Annotated in this window: 12 protein-coding genes; 7 read left to right on the forward strand and 5 right to left on the reverse strand. The window is 64.3% G+C overall.

Annotated features, from left to right (window positions below; genetic code table 11):
- Positions 1-154: 154 nt before the first annotated feature.
- The 4 genes from GFD18_RS01835 to GFD18_RS01850 all read left to right on the forward strand — a co-directional run bounded on the left by GFD18_RS01835 (position 155) and on the right by GFD18_RS01850 (position 3,203).
- Positions 155-814 carry an amino acid ABC transporter permease gene (locus GFD18_RS01835; RefSeq protein WP_163199714.1) on the forward strand — a complete coding sequence of 220 codons (660 nt, stop codon included), beginning with the start codon at positions 155-157 and terminating at the stop codon, positions 812-814.
- A complete protein-coding gene (locus tag GFD18_RS01840) occupies positions 795-1,523 on the forward strand; it encodes an amino acid ABC transporter permease (RefSeq protein WP_318644304.1) in 729 nt (242 codons plus the stop codon). The genes GFD18_RS01835 and GFD18_RS01840 overlap by 20 nt, the downstream gene beginning before the upstream one ends.
- Positions 1,516-2,283, forward strand: a complete 768-nt coding sequence (locus tag GFD18_RS01845) for an amino acid ABC transporter ATP-binding protein (protein ID WP_163199713.1) — start codon at positions 1,516-1,518, stop codon at positions 2,281-2,283. Before GFD18_RS01840 ends, GFD18_RS01845 begins: the two co-directional genes overlap by 8 nt.
- 74 nt (positions 2,284-2,357) lie before the next feature.
- Complete coding sequence (locus tag GFD18_RS01850; RefSeq protein ID WP_163199712.1) at positions 2,358-3,203, forward strand: transporter substrate-binding domain-containing protein; 846 nt, start codon at positions 2,358-2,360, stop codon at positions 3,201-3,203.
- Between the two features lie 184 nt (positions 3,204-3,387).
- Here GFD18_RS01850 and GFD18_RS01855 read toward each other — a convergent pair whose 3' ends face one another.
- Positions 3,388-4,827 carry an alpha/beta fold hydrolase gene (locus tag GFD18_RS01855; RefSeq protein WP_163199711.1) on the reverse strand — a complete coding sequence of 480 codons (1,440 nt, stop codon included), beginning with the start codon at positions 4,825-4,827 and terminating at the stop codon, positions 3,388-3,390.
- A gap of 109 nt (positions 4,828-4,936) precedes the next feature.
- Here GFD18_RS01855 and GFD18_RS01860 point away from each other — a divergent pair, with 109 nt between their 5' ends.
- A complete protein-coding gene (locus tag GFD18_RS01860) occupies positions 4,937-7,528 on the forward strand; it encodes a sensor histidine kinase (RefSeq protein ID WP_163199710.1) in 2,592 nt (863 codons plus the stop codon).
- Between the two features lie 20 nt (positions 7,529-7,548).
- On the forward strand, positions 7,549-8,244 hold the full coding sequence (locus GFD18_RS01865) for a response regulator (RefSeq protein ID WP_163199709.1): 696 nt from the start codon (positions 7,549-7,551) through the stop codon (positions 8,242-8,244).
- A 211-nt stretch (positions 8,245-8,455) separates the two neighbouring features.
- Here GFD18_RS01865 and GFD18_RS01870 read toward each other — a convergent pair whose 3' ends face one another.
- The 4 genes from GFD18_RS01870 to GFD18_RS01885 form a co-directional block, all read right to left on the reverse strand.
- On the reverse strand, positions 8,456-11,092 hold the full coding sequence (locus GFD18_RS01870) for an ABC transporter permease (protein ID WP_163199708.1): 2,637 nt from the start codon (positions 11,090-11,092) through the stop codon (positions 8,456-8,458).
- A 29-nt stretch (positions 11,093-11,121) separates the two neighbouring features.
- Positions 11,122-12,012: an ABC transporter ATP-binding protein gene (locus GFD18_RS01875; RefSeq protein ID WP_225432859.1), complete on the reverse strand. Its 891-nt coding sequence runs from the start codon at positions 12,010-12,012 to the stop codon at positions 11,122-11,124.
- A gap of 159 nt (positions 12,013-12,171) precedes the next feature.
- A complete protein-coding gene (locus tag GFD18_RS01880; protein WP_318644306.1) occupies positions 12,172-13,614 on the reverse strand; it encodes an MFS transporter in 1,443 nt (480 codons plus the stop codon).
- A 228-nt stretch (positions 13,615-13,842) separates the two neighbouring features.
- Positions 13,843-15,018, reverse strand: a complete 1,176-nt coding sequence (locus GFD18_RS01885) for a pyridoxal-phosphate-dependent aminotransferase family protein (protein ID WP_163199707.1) — start codon at positions 15,016-15,018, stop codon at positions 13,843-13,845.
- 130 nt (positions 15,019-15,148) lie between these two features.
- Here GFD18_RS01885 and GFD18_RS01890 point away from each other — a divergent pair, with 130 nt between their 5' ends.
- Positions 15,149-16,282, forward strand: a complete 1,134-nt coding sequence (locus GFD18_RS01890) for an ROK family transcriptional regulator (RefSeq protein WP_163199706.1) — start codon at positions 15,149-15,151, stop codon at positions 16,280-16,282.
- The last annotated feature ends 78 nt before the right edge of the window (positions 16,283-16,360 follow it).

The raw sequence follows: 16,360 nt of genomic DNA on the forward strand, positions 1-16,360 counted from the left end.
CCTCCCGCAAACGCCATCGAGCCGCTTCACGACCGATGGCGTTCTTCGGGCGGTCGAAAAACCCGTATGGTATTCACAGACGTTTTCAAGAGAAAAGACTCATGCAAAGCAAAGAGATAGAGACAAGAATTCACGGATCGGAGGAGGGTTCACGATGAGCTGGCAAGTCATCCAACAGGCCCTGCCCCTGTTCCGCAAGGCCTTCGTACTGACGCTTGAGCTTTCGGCCATCGGCGTCGTGCTGGCGACGATCCTGGGGCTGGTCATCGCGCTGCTGCGCGAATACAAGGTGCCGGTCCTCTCCCAGATCTGCGCCACGTTCGAGGAGCTGCTGCGTAACACCCCGCTGCTGATCCAGCTGTTCTTCCTGTACTACGGCTTCCCATCGATCGGCATCAAGCTCAGCGCCCAGGCGTGCGCCATCATCGGCATCTCGCTGCTCGGCGCGGCCTACATGTCCGGCGCGTTCCGCGGAGGATTCAGCGGCATCCCGACCATTCAGGTGGAATCCGCCAAGGCGTTGGGACTCTCCCCGCTGCAGATGGTGCGCCACGTGACGCTCCCCCAGGGACTGACGCGCAGCGTGCCGGCTGTGGCCGCCAACGCGATCTTCCTGGTCAAGGAGACGTCGGTGTTCACCGTCATCGCCGTGCCGGAGCTGACCAACACGGCCCGCGACCTCATCGGCATGTACTACCGCACCGACGAATACCTGCTCATGCTGGTCGTCGCCTACGCCATCATCCTCATTCCCCTGTCCGTCGTGCTGACGCTGCTCGAAAGGAGGGTCCGTCGTGGTACTTTCGGCGATTGATTCCGCAACGACCGTGCTGGCCGCCGACTCCGGCTGGACGATCCTGCTCACGGGCGACAACCTCACCCGTCTGCTCGGAGGCCTGTGGACGTCGGTGAGCGTGGCCGGACTGGCGCTGATCTTCGGCATCCCGCTGGGCGTCGTGCTCGGCGCGCTGCGCATCATGCACAATCCGGTGCTGCGTGCCGTGCTGCGCCTGTATCTGGAGTTCTTCCGCATCATACCGACGCTGGTCATTCTGTTCCTCTTCTACTACATCCTGCCGCGCGAGATGGGTGTGCAGGTGGACGGCGAGACCATCGCCGTGGTGGCGTTCGGCCTGTGGGTCGCCGCCGAGATCAGCGACGTCGTGCGCGGTGCGCTCATCTCCGTGCCCGAGCATCAGGTCGACGCCGGCAAGGCGCTGGGCATGAACGGCCTGCAGCTGCTGTGGTACGTGAGGCTCCCCCAGTCGGTGAACCTCATGGTGCCGGCGACCATCAACCTGGCGGCGCGCGTGATCATGACCACCTCGCTGCTGCTGCTCATCAGCGTGATCGACGTCGTCACCGTCGGTCAGCAGATCATGGAGGCGAACCGCATGGCCCACCCGGATTCCGCGTTCTGGGTGTACGGATTCGTGTTCCTGCTGTATTTCATCGTGTGCTGGCCCCTGGCGATGATCGCCCGGGCCCTGGAGAAGCGTGCCAAGGAGCGTAACAATGGCTGATTCGAACAACGACGAGATCCTGCTGTCCGTGCAGCATCTCAAGAAGGCGTACGGAGACCACGAGGTCCTCAAGGACATCAGCTTCGACGTGCCCCGCGGCAAGGTGTTCGTGCTGCTCGGCCCCTCCGGGTCGGGCAAGTCCACGCTCATCCGCTGCCTCAACGGCTTGGAGACCATCCAGGGCGGCACCATCTCGTTCAAGGGCAAGCCCATCGACGGCTCGGAGAAGACATGGCGCAAACTGCGCACCGAGATCGGCATGGTGTTCCAGAGCTACGATCTGTTCCCGAACCTCACCGTGGCGCAGAACATCCTGCTCGGCCCCACCAAGGTGCAGAAGCGCCCGAAGGCCGAGGTCGAGCAGCAGATGGACAAGCTCCTCGCCGACGTGCAGCTGAGCGAGTACAAGAACGCGTACCCGCGCGAGCTTTCCGGCGGACAGAAGCAGCGCATCGCCATCGTGCGCGCGCTGACCATGAACCCCGAGCTCATGCTGTTCGACGAGGTGACCGCCTCGCTCGACCCGGAGATGGTGCGCGAGGTGCTCGAACTCATGCTCGGCCTGGCCGAACACCACATGACCATGATTGTGGTGACGCATGAGATGGAATTCGCCCGCCGCGTGGCCGACACCGTGCTCTTCCTCGAAAACGGTGTCATCCTCGAGAGGCAGTCCGGACACGGCTTCTTCGCCAACCCCGAAACCGACCGTGCCAAGGCGTTCCTTGAAAGCATGGCGCCGATCAGCGACGAGGAGTAGGCGGAGGCGTCTTCCGGGTTCCCGGATTTTCCAAGTTTTCTAAAGGGATTCATCACATAGAGAGGACAGTAACGATGAATACACTCAAGAAGGTCATCGCCGGTGTTCTGGCTGGCGTCACCATGATCTCACTCGCCGCCTGCGGCGGTTCCAGCAGCTCCGACGGCTCGGCCTCCTCCCAGCAGGGCCAGACCGTCGAGCAGATCAAGAAGGCCGGCACCATCCGCATCGCCACCTTCGGCGACCTGCCGCCCTACGGCTACGTGAAGAACGACGGCACCCGCGCCGGCTACGACGTCGCCCTCGGCAACCAGGTGGCCAAGGACCTCGGCGTGAAGGTCGACTGGGTCCAGGTGAACGCCGACGGCCGCGTGGACGCCCTCAAGTCCGACAAGGTCGACCTCGTGCTCGCCAACTTCACCGTGACCGACGAGCGCAAGCAGGTCGTCGACTTCGCCAGCCCGTACATGAAGGTCTCCATCGGCGTGGTCTCCCCCGACAAGGCCAAGATCACCAGCGCCGACCAGCTCAAGGGCAAGACCCTGGCCGTGACCAAGGGCACCACCGCCGAGACGTTCTTCACCCAGAACTACCCCGACGTGAACCTGCAGAAGTTCGATTCCAAGACCCAGCAGTTCCAGGCGTTCAAGGACGGCCGCGCCGACGCGCTCGCCGACGACAACACCTACCTGTACGCGTGGGCCAAGGACAACAAGGGCTACACCGTGGGCGTCAAGACCCTCGGCGAGGAATCCACCATCTCCCCGGCCGTGAAGAAGGGCAACAAGAGCCTGCTCGACTGGACCAACAAGGAGATCAAGACCCTTACCGAGCAGGGCTTCTTCGAGAAGGCCTACCAGTCCGAGCTCGCTCCGAGCTTCACCTCCGACATCAAGCCGGAGGACGTCATCATCAAGTGATGACGCTCGTGGCCTGAGGTTCAGGCTCGCAGCATGACGATAACGAAATCGCCGTGGGATTCCGATTATGGAGCCCCACGGCGATTTTGTTGTTTATGGCCATGGAAACGGACCATCACTCCATCTGACCGGCTGCGTCGGTTACCTTCCCCTCAAGGGGGAAGGTAAAGGATAAAAGCTCGGGCTATTGCAGGTCGGCGAGGTCGCCGCGGTTCAGGGCCTCCTCGTAAAGCCGCCGGAACACGCGCGTGCCGTGATGCACGCCGTCATGCTCGAACTCGTTGGTCACCCATGCGTGGGAGTTTCCGACACGGGAGAGCGTATCGAGCTGCATTCCCGAATCCACGTACATGTCGTCGTGGTAGACGGCCGCCTGCAACGGCACGTCGTTGCGCGCCAGCCGGCCGGCATCGTAGATGCGGCCGAAGCGCGTGTCCTCCATAAGCAGCTCCACCGCCGGTTTGAACGGTTTGAGGGAACTGTCCTCGTCGAACATCCACGGGAACACGGCCTCGCCGGTGAACATGAGCGGCCTCGCGTCCGCCGCGAATTCGGGATGGCGTTCCAGCTCATGCTGCGCGGCCCATTGAATCGGTCGTTCCAGCTCGCCGTCCGCGTAGATGAACTCCTGTAGTGGCCAGTACAGCGGCCGCTCGTACGATGCCGTGCGCGCCAGCACGTTCATGAGGAAACCCGTGGAAAGGGCCGCCGGCTCCTGACCAAACGCATGGTCGGCGTGGGCCACGCCCGATTCGTCGTCCTCGGGCAGAATCGCCCCGTCTCCCCCGGTGAACGCCTGGTCGACGAGCCAGTGCAGCCGCTCGAAGCTCGGCTTCATGCCGAAATCACCGCCCAGCATCTGCAGACGACGCACGGAGAACGGGTCGCAGTTCGGCAGCGTCACGTCACCCTGTGCCAGACGGTCGGCGATGGCGGCCACACGCCGTGCATCCTGCGGGTAACGTTCGTAATACTGCCGGGTCTTCATCATCATGCGCGGGAACGTATGCGCATACACCTCGACCGCATCCGCCGGCACATGCGGGATGCCGCCCGTGGTGAACGACGCGGCCAGACCATGCGGATACAGCGACAGATACGTAAGGGTGAGAAAACCGCCGTAGCTTTGGCCGAGGCTCGCCCAGCGCGCCCCGTCGAACGCCGTGAGCCGCAGGTATTCGAAGTCGCGGATGATGGAGTCGGCGAGGAACAGCTTCAGATAGTCGGCGGCCCGGCGCGCATCCATGCCTGAAATGACCCGTGCGTCGATACGCGAGGATCGGCCGGTGCCGCGTTGGTCGGGCAGGACCACACGGAAGTGTTTGATGGCCTCGGCTATCCAACCGTCGTCGTCCGGACCGAGCGGACGCGGGCACTGGCCGCCGGGACCCCCCTGTAGGAAGACCAGCAGCGGCAGGTCGTCATGCACATGCTCGGGCGCGCACAGCACCCGGTAGAACAGGCTCAACGTGGGAGGGAATCCGTCGCCGGCGCCCTTCGCCGACTTCGGCAGCCCCGAACGCATGACGTCGGCGGGGTCCGAGCCGTTCCAATCGGTCGGTACGGCGATGGAATGGTCCTCCACATACAGGCCCGGCACATAGTATTTCCCCAGCAATGGCATGATGTTCGCTCCTTGTTCGTAACGTCATCGAACGTCATCATTGTCGCACCGAAATATGTCAATCATCATCCTTCGGAAGGATTGCGAAGGCGATAAGCACGGCTAGGCTATGGGTGTGCACGCTTTCCCGAACATCCGCCATGCCGCCGTATCAGCCCGACGTTTCGCCGACCGCGATTTCATCACCGACGTCATACTGGCGTTGGCATTGACGGGTCTGCTCAGCCTTACGGCCTCGTCGGATTATCTTTGGGGCCTGCAGGACGGCCTGCTGTTCCCCACGTCGGACAGGTCCCTCACCGCATGGACATGGGTCTACGCCCTGCCGTTGGCGTTCCGCCGCAAGGCACCGCACGCCTCGGCCATACTGTTCGTGGCGTTATGCCTCATCCAGCTCATATTCGGCCCGGCGATGGTGGTCACCGACTGCTTCGCATTGATGCAGCTGTATGCCGTGATCTCCTACGGCCGACGCGAGACCGCACGGCCGTTCATCATCATCGCGGTGGGCATGACCCTCCTGACGACGGGCGTCAACACCGCCGTACTCGCTTTCGGCCCGCTGACCACGCCCGGAGTAAACCGCTACCAGACGGCGCCGTATGAGTGTCTCACGCCGGCGGGCACGATAGACCTCGGATCATGCGACCCCGCATTACGCACCAACGCCGCCATCATGCTGGGCATGATACTGATCCCGGTCATCGCGGTCGTCATCATGGCATACTGGCAGCGGGCGCGACTCACCACCGCACGATGGATGCAGGAACGCAACGAGGCATTGGAAGCCCGACACGAGGAGGAGACCCGCATCGCGGCGCTCGCCGAACGCGCCCGCATCGCCCGCGACATGCATGACGTGGTGGCACATACGCTGTCGATCATCATCGTGCAGGCGGACGGCGGACGGTTCGCCGGCGCCAACGACCGCGAACTCGCCAAATCGACGATGACGACCATCCGTGACGAAAGCGCCAAGGCGCTCGCCGACATGCAGCGTCTGCTCGGCATTTTCGGCGGGCATCATGCCGACGGGGACGACGCCGTGAAGGAACCGTCCAGACATCACGACGGATCGCAGGACGACGATCATCCGAATTACGCCAACATCGACGATCTCGTCTCCCAGACGAGGGACGCCGCCCCCGACCTGCATCTGGAACGTAAGGCATTCGGAAACCCCCGACCCGACAGGCTCGACTCCCCGGCACAAATCGTCGCCTATCGCGTGGTGCAGGAATCGCTGACGAACATCCGCAAGTACGCCGGACCGGACGTGCACGCAAGCATCGAGGAACGATGGGATGAGGACGGCCTGCGTCTGCGCATCATCGACGACGGCAGGGGCTCCGCATCGACGGCCGACGGCCATACGCCGGGCTATGGGCTGGTCGGCATGAGGGAGCGGCTGGAATCGCGGGGAGGCACCTGCATCGCCGGCCCCAGGGTCGGAGGCGGATTCGAGGTGACGGCGTTCATTCCCTTCACGCCCTCCCCCACCATGCGGGATATGGCCGGTCCAATCGTCGACGGCCACGGGGAATCCCCTCATATGGAATCCGCGGCGAATGACGAACACAACGGCGCGGCCGGACGGATATCAACGCATGTGGTCAGCGGCCTCAAACAGGCGGCGATCGACCACATCCATACGATAGTCAATATCGTACGAAACGACCGGAAGGAACGAAACGTCGGAAAGGCCCCGGAGGCCGACGACTTCAACATCATCGAGAAAGTGTCCGAATGGACCGAACGCCATTATCTGCTGATGGACCTGCTCATCGCCGTAACGCTGTTCATGATGTACTACGTATCGGCGTCGGACGGCATGACGGCAGGATACGCCGTGATGCGGAACATCTCCAATATGATCACGCTGCTGCCGCTGGTATGGCGCAGACGGTTCCCCCAGGCCAGCGCCGCGGCGTTCGCCACGGTCACGATACTCGAACTGCTGATACTGCCGTGGAACACCCTGGCGCCATTGGTGTCGGTGTACTCCGTGTATTCGGTGACGCTGTACGGGCCGAGAACCGCGAAACGATGGGTCATCCCCACGATTGCGCTCGGCTCGCTCGTATTCGCCGTCGACTTCACGGCGGAGAACTACCTCGGCATGTCCACGACGGCGCTTATCGGCGGCATCCCCGCAATCACAGGGGACGCCGGAACGACGAAGTCCGTCGGGGCGCTGCCCGTACTGCTGACCTGCGCGTTCGCTGCATGCATAACGTTGTTTGGCGTGATGGCGGCGGGCATGTGGTCACGGACCAGCGGCGCGAACATGCTGGTGCTGCAGGCGCGCGAGACGGCGTTGCGCGACGAGGAGGCCAAGCAGAGGATCCTCGCGGCGAACATGGAACGCGACCGCATCAGCGCGAACATCCGAGCCGATGTGTCCGACACCCTGCTCGGCGTGATGGGCAAGGCCGACGCGGGACTGCGGCTGCTGGACTCGGATGACGTCGATGCACGGAGGGTGGCCGATGCGTTCGCGGGTATCGCCACGGAGGGCCGTGCGGCGTTGAAACGCATGAGACAGCTGCTCGGCGTGCTACGCGAGACCGGCTTCAGCGACGAAAGACAGCAGGAGGGAATGCAGCTGGCTCCCGCAAGTTCTTTGGACGAGCAGCTACAGTGGAAGGCCGAAGGACCGATGGACGGGACCGTAACGAACCACGACGGCCAGTCCCAGTGAACAAGGGAGGAACGGCATTCATGTCGGACATGTCGAAACATTGCATTCGCGTGGTCATCGCGGACGACCAAGAGCTGGTCCGCGCCGGATTCGCCATGGTCATCGGCTCGCAACCCGACCTCGCCGTGGTCGGTCAGGCGGGAGACGGCGCCGAGGCGGTGGCTGCGGTCGAGCGGCTGCATCCGGATGTGGTGCTCATGGACGTGCGCATGCCCGGCATGGACGGCATCGAGGCGACGCGCCGCATCGCCTCGGCCGGCGACGACGGTCACTCCCCGACGCGTGTCGTCATCCTGACGACCTTCGACTTGGACGAATACGTGATGGCCGCCATCGATGCGGGGGCCTCCGGGTTCCTGCTCAAGGACACCGAACCCGAGGCGCTGCTTGACGCCATCCGCACGGTGTATCAGGGCAACGCCATCATCGCGCCGTCGGCCACCAAACGTCTCATCGAGAAGATAAACGACGGCCGCATCGCGCAACGGTCCGCTTCCCCGGCGGACTACACCGATCCCGAATTGGAGCTGCTCACCGACCGCGAGCGCGAGGTGCTGGTCGAGATCGCGCATGGCCTGAGCAATCAGGAGATTGCCGACAAGCTGTTCGTGAGTCTGCCGACGGTGAAGACGCATGTGGCGCATATTCTCGCGAAGATCAACGCGCGCGACCGCGTGCAGGCGGTGGTGTTCGCCTACGAGAACCATCTGGTGTAGTTCTGGCCCGCCGCCGTCGACGGGTCGGAGCGGCGCGGCGCGGATGCCCGCCCCGAAATGGACGATGCCCGCCGTTTCAAGTCCGGAGACGTGTCGTGCGGGCATCACTGGGGAATGCGATTCTTCTCTTATCTGTTGTGTTCCGTTATAGGCTTCTCGTCTGGGAGAAACCTTGACGGCCCATCGGTGTTTTCCCTGAAGGCGGCGGCTTCTAGGCTTCGGCCAGCGCCTCCACGGGCGCGGTGCGCGCCGCCCGGCGGGCGGGTGCCACGCTGGCGATGAGCGCCGCTATGGCCGCGACCAGCAGGATGGCCGCATACATGCGCCAATCGACCGGGTACCGTACGGTGCCGATGGAGGATAGCGCCACGTTCGAGCCGAGCCAGCCGAATATCGTGCCGACGACGAGACCGACGCCGCCGCTGCCGAGCGAGATGAACAGCGCCTCGACGGCGAGTGAACGGCGCAGCTGGCCGCGGGTCATGCCGATGGCCCGCAGGGTGGCCGATTCGCGGGTGCGTTCGATCACCGACAATGACAGCGTGTTGGCCACGCCGACGAGGGCGATGAGCACGGCGACGGAGAGCAGGGCGACGAGCACGGCCATGGCCATGTCGATATTCTGGTTCCATTGCATGCGTTCGGCGATGGATCCCGTGACCTGCACGCCGGGTTCGTCGCTGACGGCGTTCTGGACCGCGGCGAACAGGTCGGCGGCCGTGGTGGTGCCGTCGGATTTCACCCAGATCTGCGTGACGGTGGGCACGCCTGCGGCCTTGATCGCCGCCGGGTCGACAAGGGCCACGCCCGCGTAGTCGGAGCTGACGCGGAAGTCCGACTTGTATGCCGTCAGCGTGGCGGTTCCGGCGGGATTCTCGGAGCCGTCGGCCTTGGCACCATCGGCGGCGTCCATGGCGTTGAAGGAGACGTCGACCTTGTCGCCGTTCTCTATGGGGTTGGTCTTGTCTCCCATCGTCGTCATCATGTCGATGACGTCTCGTCCGATGGGGTGTGTGGCTTCGGCGGCGTTGAACACCCTGGCTCGCTGACGTTCGCTGATGCCGATCGCTTCGACGGTGACCTTATCGGAGGAGCCGGGCTGTTTCCATTGGGCGACGGCGGTGGCGACGGGTTCGGCCGCTTTCACGCCATGGACGCCGGTGATCTTTCTGACCATGCGCTGGTCGAGGTTCGGTCCGGTGACCTGCAGGTCCACGCTGTAACGGGAGTCGAGTGCCCCCGCGGCGGTGGCCTTGGCGCTGGCCGCGCCGGTGCCGATGCATGACACCAGGGTGACGCCGATGAGCAGGGCTGCTCCGGTGGCGGCGATGCGCCGGGGGTTCCTGCGGATGTTCGCCGAGGCGATAGCCGCGCTCGGCCCGATATGGCCGGCCAGCGACCCGGCGGCATGCAGGAGTGCGGGCAGCCATCGGACGGCCGACAGCAGCAGGCCGACAAACGCCATGGCCATGCCGGCCATGAGCGGCAGGAGGATGATGTCGCCGCTAATCATCGTGGTCTGATGGAGGTCGAGCCTTCGGTTCTGCCAGACGGAGAACGCCATGGCCGCGATGCCGAGGACGATCATGGCCATGCTGGCGAACATGCGCACGAGGCCGGCGCGACGGGTGTCGGTCAGTTCGATGGGGCGCAGTGCCTCCAATGGGGACACCGCCGTGGTGGACCGTGCGGCGCCGAGGGAGGCGAGCATGGTGACGGCCACGCCGAACGCGAGCGGCACCCAGAACACCTGCGGCGTGGGAATGAGCGAGAATTCAATGCCCTGCAGTCGCAGTCCGGAGACGTGCAGCCCGCCCATGAGAGCCAGTGCGGCGGCGATGCCCAGCATGGACGACACCAGTCCCAGCAGTGCGGACTCGCCGAGCACCGAGGCGTACAGCTGCCCCTTTCGCGCCCCGATGGCGCGCAGCAGCGCCAGCGTGCGACGTCGGCGCGCCACCAGCACCTGGAAGGTGTTGGCAATCACCAATGCGGCGACGAACATGGCGAGCGCCCCGAAGGAAAGCATGAACGTGGTGATGATGTTGGTGCCGTTTCCGCTGAGCTGTTTCATCTGCTTGTCGGCGTAGTCGTTCACGCCGGTGACGGAGATGCCTGACGGCAGCGCCTTGCGCACCTGGGCTGTCACCTGTTCCCTGCTGGAGCCGTTCGGCGGGTCGACAAGCAGGTACAGTACGCCGGCGGGCAGGTCGGCGAAGCTTCCGCCCATTCCGGACATCGTGGCGGTGTCCCGTTCGCTGATGGCCGCCGCTCCCCCATATGAGGCGAATGCGCCGTTGTCGTCCCGGGTGAGGCCGACGACCTTCTCGCGCAGGACATGCGCCGTGCCCGCGCCGGCGTAATCGGAGGAGTCGTCGATGGTGATGACGTCGCCGACGCCGACGCCTAGCCGGTCGGCCGCGTCGGCCGGCAGCGCTATCTCGCCGTCGGCTTTCGGCCATGCGCCGTTGGTGAGGGTGATGGGCATGAGCCGGGTGTTCCCGGCGACGGGGATTGCCGGCAGCGTGGAATGCCTGCCTCTGAAGCTGGCCTGCACCTGAGCGCCGACGTTCGGTCGCACGCCGGCGACGCCGTCGATGCGTTCGAGTCGGTCGATATGGTAGTCGGCCACGGTGGGCATCGCGCTCGCAGGGTCATCGTCGGAGGAGGCGACGACGTAGTTGGCGTCGCCGAACATGGCGGTCATCTGGCGTCGCATCGAATGATCGAGCGTGTTGCCGAACAGGAAGGTGCTGGAGATGAACAGCGTGCCTATGAGAATGGCGATGCCGGCGGGGATGAGCATTTTCGCGTTACGCCGCATCAGTCGGATGGTGATGGAGAACATTGGTCGTCCCTTTCCTCTCGTGCGGTGGTTCAGCGTGCGGTCATGGCGTCGGCGGTGGAGCGTCGGCGCTCTTCCATGAGCAGTTCGTTCATGCGTTCGGCGGTCGGCCGGTTTTCGTCGGCGACGATGCGGCCGTCGGCGAAGATGATGGCACGGTCGGCGTAGGATGCGGCGACCGCGTCGTGGGTGACCATGATGATGGTCTGTCCGAGTTCTCGTACGGAGCGCTTGAGGAATTCCAGTACTTCGGCGCTGGAGACGGAGTCGAGGTTGCCGGTGGGTTCGTCGGCGAAGACGATGCCGGGTTTGGCGATGAGCGCACGGGCGATGGCGACGCGCTGCTGCTGGCCGCCGGACAGTTCGTTGGGCCGGTGGTCCATGCGTTGTTCGAGTCCGAGCGTGCGTACGAGCGTGCGCAGCCATGCGCGGTCGGGTTTGGCTCCGGCGAGGGTGAGCGGCATGAGGATGTTCTGTTCGGCCGTGAACATGGGGAGCAGGTTGAAGCTCTGGAAGATGAAGCCGATTCTGCGTCGGCGCAGCAGGGTGAGCTCGCGGTCGTTCATCGTGGTGATGTCGCGTCCGTCGAACAGGATGTGTCCGGCTGTGGCGGAGTCGAGTCCGGCGAGCGTGTGCATGAGCGTGGACTTGCCTGAGCCGGATGGTCCCATGATCGCGGTGAACCGTCCGCGTTCGAAGCTCACGTCGACGCCTCGCAGCGCGTGCACGGCGGCGGCGCCCTCACCGTAGTCCTTGGTCAGTCCGATGGCCTCGATGGCCACCGATGAATGGCGTGCGGGCTCGCGGCCGGGCGGCAGGGGGATATCGTATGCGGTATCCGTCGGACGTGCCACGTGCCTGGCGGCGCCGGTCATGCCTCCGGTGGCGAATGTCCTGGCTGCCGTATTCGTATGACGACCCATCACTTTTTCCTTTCGTTCGGTCTCCGGGCCATGACGGCCCTGCTGGTTACCAAACTACGGAAAAACGGATGCCCGCCATATCGTACGTAGGGCGGAAAAACAATGGTGGCCCATCATCCCCGGGGATGATGGGCCACCATGATCGGCGTTGCGATCGGACTAGCGACGCCGCGCACGGATGCGGAAGGCGCAGGCCAGCGAGACGAGCGCGATCGTGCAGATGACGATCATGACCGCGAACGTCCATGCGCCGCCGACGGCGGTCGCGTGGGCGAAGGCGGGCGTGCCCTCCCGTCCGGAGCCGGCCTGGGCGATGGTGAGGACCGTGGAGAACAGCGCGGTGCCGACGGCTCCGCCGAACTGCAGCATGGTGTTGAAGATGGCGTTGCCGTCCGGGGTGAACTGCGGAGGAATGGCGCTCAGGGCGCTGGTCATGATGTTGGAGTAGCCGAGCGCATAGCTGAGTCCGAAGATGAAATAGAATCCGGCGAGCAGCGCCGGGGTCAGCAGCATGGAGAAGACAAGCAGCAGCACCGGGCCGACGATGGCCACGGCGAACGCGGACAGAATCGGACGCGTGGGGCCGAACCGGTCGTAGAGCACGCCGCCGACGGGTGCGAAGAACGCGCCGATCAATGCGCCGGGCAATACGAGCGCGCCGGCGAGGAAGGCGCTGGTGCCGAGCGACAGCTGGGCGAGGTTGGTGATCACGTAGCCGAATCCGATGCCAACCACCGGGAGTATCGCGTAGGCCAGCAGGTGCAGCAGCACCACCGGGTCACGCAGGATGCCGAGTCGGATGAGCGGCGAGAACGACCGTCTGGACGAGTATCCGAAGAACAGCAACGACAGCACGCCGATTGTAAGGCTTGCACCGGCGATGCCCGCCGACCGTGCGAACGAGGCCCCGTTGACGGCCTCGCTGATGGCCACTCCGGCCTGGTTCAACGCCATGATCAGCCCCGCCAGGCCGAGCACGATGGCGAGGAACTGCAGCGGATTGAGCTGCGCGAACTGGGTGGGCGTCTTCTGCTCGATGCACAGGAGCCCCACGATGAGCGACACCACCATCACCGGCAGGATGAGCACGAAGATCGCACGCCATGGCAGCACGCTGGAGATGGCGCCGCCCACGGTGGGGCCGATGGCCGGGGCCACCGTGATGACGAGGGAACCGACGCCCATGAGCCGGCCGATCTTCGTCCTCGGCGACTGTTCGAGGATGATGTTGATCATCAACGGCGTGGCGACGCCCGACCCCACACCCTGGATGATGCGGGCCACGATGAGCACCGGGAAGCTGCGCCCGAAGATCATGATGACGCATCCGGCGACGGCGAGGACGACCGCGGCCACGAAGATGCCCTTCAGCGGGAACCGCCGTTTGAGATACGAGCTGATGGGCATGGTGACGGCCACCGACAGCAGGTAGATCGTGGTGATCCATTGCACGGTGGCAGTGCCGACGTTGAGTTCCCGCATGAGTTCGGGGAACAGCACGGTCATCACCGTTTCGGTCAGGATGCCGAAGAACGCCAGCGAGCCGACGGCGAAGATGGCGCCGATGAGCCTGCGGGGAATCCGCTCCCCGTCCCGCGTCACCGCCTTGCCCGCATCACTGCGTTCGATTGTCTTATCGTCCTTGGGCCGCGGTTCCTTCACGATTCCATCCTTACGTCACATACCATCGGAATTTCGAAACGCTCTTCGTTACGCCCATCACGGATCCCATCCCTAAGGGTCCATGTCATCCACTGCGAGCCGGTACAAAAGCATGGAGCAGTGTAGCAGCACAGGCGAGACAATCGGCGACCCCGACGCATCCGACGTCTATGCTCCGAGAGCCGCCTCCATTCCGGCGGTCACATCGACCGGATGGCCGAGCTCGGCGAGCGCCGACCCGAGCACGCCGAGCGCGGTGACGACCTTCTGACGGCTGGCCGTGTATCCCATGTGGCCGATGCGGACGAGGCGTCCGGCCTCGTCGCCGAGGCCGCCGGAGATGTGCAGGCCGTATTCGTCGTCCATGATGCCGCGCAGTTTTCGGTCGTCGACACCGTCGGGCACGGTGACGGCGGTAACGGAGTTGGCCATGTTGGCGTCGTCATCCACCCACAGTTCCAATCCCATGGCGCGGATGCCGGCGCGGGTGGCCTTGGCGGCCCGTTCATGGCGTGCGATGGATGCGTCGACGCCGCCTTCGTCCATGATGATGTCCAATGCGGCCTTGAGCCCGTAGATCGACGAGATCGGCGGCGTATAGGGCACGTAGTCATGTTCCACCCACTGCCGCCATGGCAGGAACGACAGATACGACCGTTCGTATCGTCCGGTTCGTGCGGCCACCTCCTCGGCGCGCTCCCACGCGCGCCCGCTCAGGGCGACCAGCGACATTCCCGGCGTCGAGCCGAGGCATTTCTGTGTGCCGGTGACGCATACGTCGACGCCCCATTCGTCGAACCGCACGTCGGAGCCGCCCACGCCGGAGACGGAGTCGACGATGGTGTACACGCCGCGCTCATGGCATTCGCGGCAGATGGCCTCCATCGGGTTCTCGGAGGCGGACGGGGTCTCGGAGTGCACGAAGGCCAGAACCTTCGCGTCGGGATGCCGGTCGAGCGTTTCACGGACCTGCTCGATGGTCACGGACGTGTTGTAGGGCACGGACACGTCGACGACGTCGCCGCCGTAGGCGCGCAGCACCCTGGCGTATCCGGCGCCGTAGTATCCCGACGCCAGGTTGATGCACACGTCGCCGGGTTCGACGAGGTTGTAGGCGGCCATCTCCAGTCCGAGAATCGACTCGCCTTCGACCGGCAGCACACGGTCGTCGGTCCTGAACAGCTTCGACAGGTCGTCGCTGACCGACAGCATGAGCTCGACGAAGTTGTCGGTGCGGTGGTGCACCATCTGCTGGCCCATTGCGGCCAGCACCCTCGGATAGACCGAGCAGGGGCCCGACGCCATCATGAGGTCGGGGATACGGGTGTGGAATTCGGTGGTCATGATGCCTCCTGTCATTCGAGACGTCCATCCATCGTCATCGTAGTCGCGGAACATGAACGGCGACACTTATCGAAAGGTTGCTCGAAGAAGTGCCGTCAACCGATACAATGGGCGATGGAAAGGCTTTCGATTGGCAACTGCAACCACTGCGCAGGTCAAGCTGCATAACCGGCACCAGGTACTTGACTACATCTACCGTCACCACGGCTCATCCAAGCAGGACATCATGCGCGACCTCGACATGAGCCTGCCCACCATCACGCAGAACCTGCGCGACCTCGAGGCCGAGGGGCTGATCCAGCGCGGAGGACTGTTCAAGTCGACCGGGGGAAGGAAGCCGCAACGTTACGTGTTCAACAGCCAGGCGCGGCTGTCGATCGGCGTGCGCATGACGGCGAAGCAGATCATCGTATGCGCGGTGAACCTCCGGGGCGCATGCGTCAAGCGCGCCAGCGGACGCCTGCCATACGCTCATTCGGTGGCGTACTACCATCGCATCTGCCAGTTCGTCAACCAGTTCATCGACTCCCTCGGCGTGCCGTCACGGACGATTCTGGGCGTGTCGTTCTGCATGCAGGGCATCGTATCCTCCGACGGGCAGAGCATCACGTTCGGCGAGATCCTCGGCAATACGGGGCTGACGACCGATACGTTCAGCCGTGAGATCGACTATCCGTGCACGTTCATCCATGATTCCGACGCGTCGGCGATGACCGAGCTGTGGCTGGATCCGAAGATCGACAACGCGCTGTGCGTGTACCTCGAGCCGTATATGGGCGGTGCCATCATCATCGACGGGCGTCTGCGCCAGGGCAGCAGCATGCGCAACGGCACCATCGAGCACATGACCCTGGTCAAGGACGGGGCCGCCTGCTACTGCGGACGCAGGGGATGCCTCGACGCGTACTGCTCGGCGAGGGTGCTGACGCAGAGCCGCGACGAAAGCCTGGAGGAGTTCTTCAATCAGGTGCGCGACGACGAATACACGCATCGCCGCGTGTTCAACATCTATCTCGACAACCTCGCGCTGGCCATCAAGAACATGCGTACCGTGCTCAACTGCGATGTGATCGTGGGCGGGCAGGCCGGGCAGTACTTCACCAACGACGACATGGCGGACCTCAAGGCCCGCGTGCAGCGGCTCGACTCGTTCCCCGACTGCGAGTTCACCATACGGAAGAGCGCCTGCACGGCCGACCAGGACGTGCTGGGCGCGGCGCTGACCTTCGTGGAGCGGTTCATCGACGAGGTCTGCGGTCGGTAAGCTGGCGTCGGGGCCGCTGGGCCGCCGCGGGCGGAGACCATGACCATATAAGCCCATATATATGACGCAATGCACGTG

This window comes from Bifidobacterium saimiriisciurei, assembly GCF_010667655.1.
GTDB classification, from domain to species: domain Bacteria; phylum Actinomycetota; class Actinomycetes; order Actinomycetales; family Bifidobacteriaceae; genus Galliscardovia; species Galliscardovia saimiriisciurei.

Bases quoted from the DNA above. Each gene is read 5' to 3' on its own strand.
- GFD18_RS01875 (WP_225432859.1), bottom strand. From the start codon at position 12,012: ATGGGTCGTCATACGAATACGGCAGCCAGGACATTCGCCACCGGAGGC.
- GFD18_RS01835 (WP_163199714.1), top strand. From the start codon at position 155: ATGAGCTGGCAAGTCATCCAACAGGCCCTGCCCCTGTTCCGCAAGGCC.
- GFD18_RS01850 (WP_163199712.1), top strand. From the start codon at position 2,358: ATGAATACACTCAAGAAGGTCATCGCCGGTGTTCTGGCTGGCGTCACC.
- GFD18_RS01865 (WP_163199709.1), top strand. From the start codon at position 7,549: ATGTCGGACATGTCGAAACATTGCATTCGCGTGGTCATCGCGGACGAC.
- GFD18_RS01870 (WP_163199708.1), bottom strand. From the start codon at position 11,092: ATGTTCTCCATCACCATCCGACTGATGCGGCGTAACGCGAAAATGCTC.
- GFD18_RS01845 (WP_163199713.1), top strand. From the start codon at position 1,516: ATGGCTGATTCGAACAACGACGAGATCCTGCTGTCCGTGCAGCATCTC.
- GFD18_RS01860 (WP_163199710.1), top strand. From the start codon at position 4,937: ATGGGTGTGCACGCTTTCCCGAACATCCGCCATGCCGCCGTATCAGCC.
- GFD18_RS01855 (WP_163199711.1), bottom strand. From the start codon at position 4,827: ATGCCATTGCTGGGGAAATACTATGTGCCGGGCCTGTATGTGGAGGAC.
- GFD18_RS01885 (WP_163199707.1), bottom strand. From the start codon at position 15,018: ATGACCACCGAATTCCACACCCGTATCCCCGACCTCATGATGGCGTCG.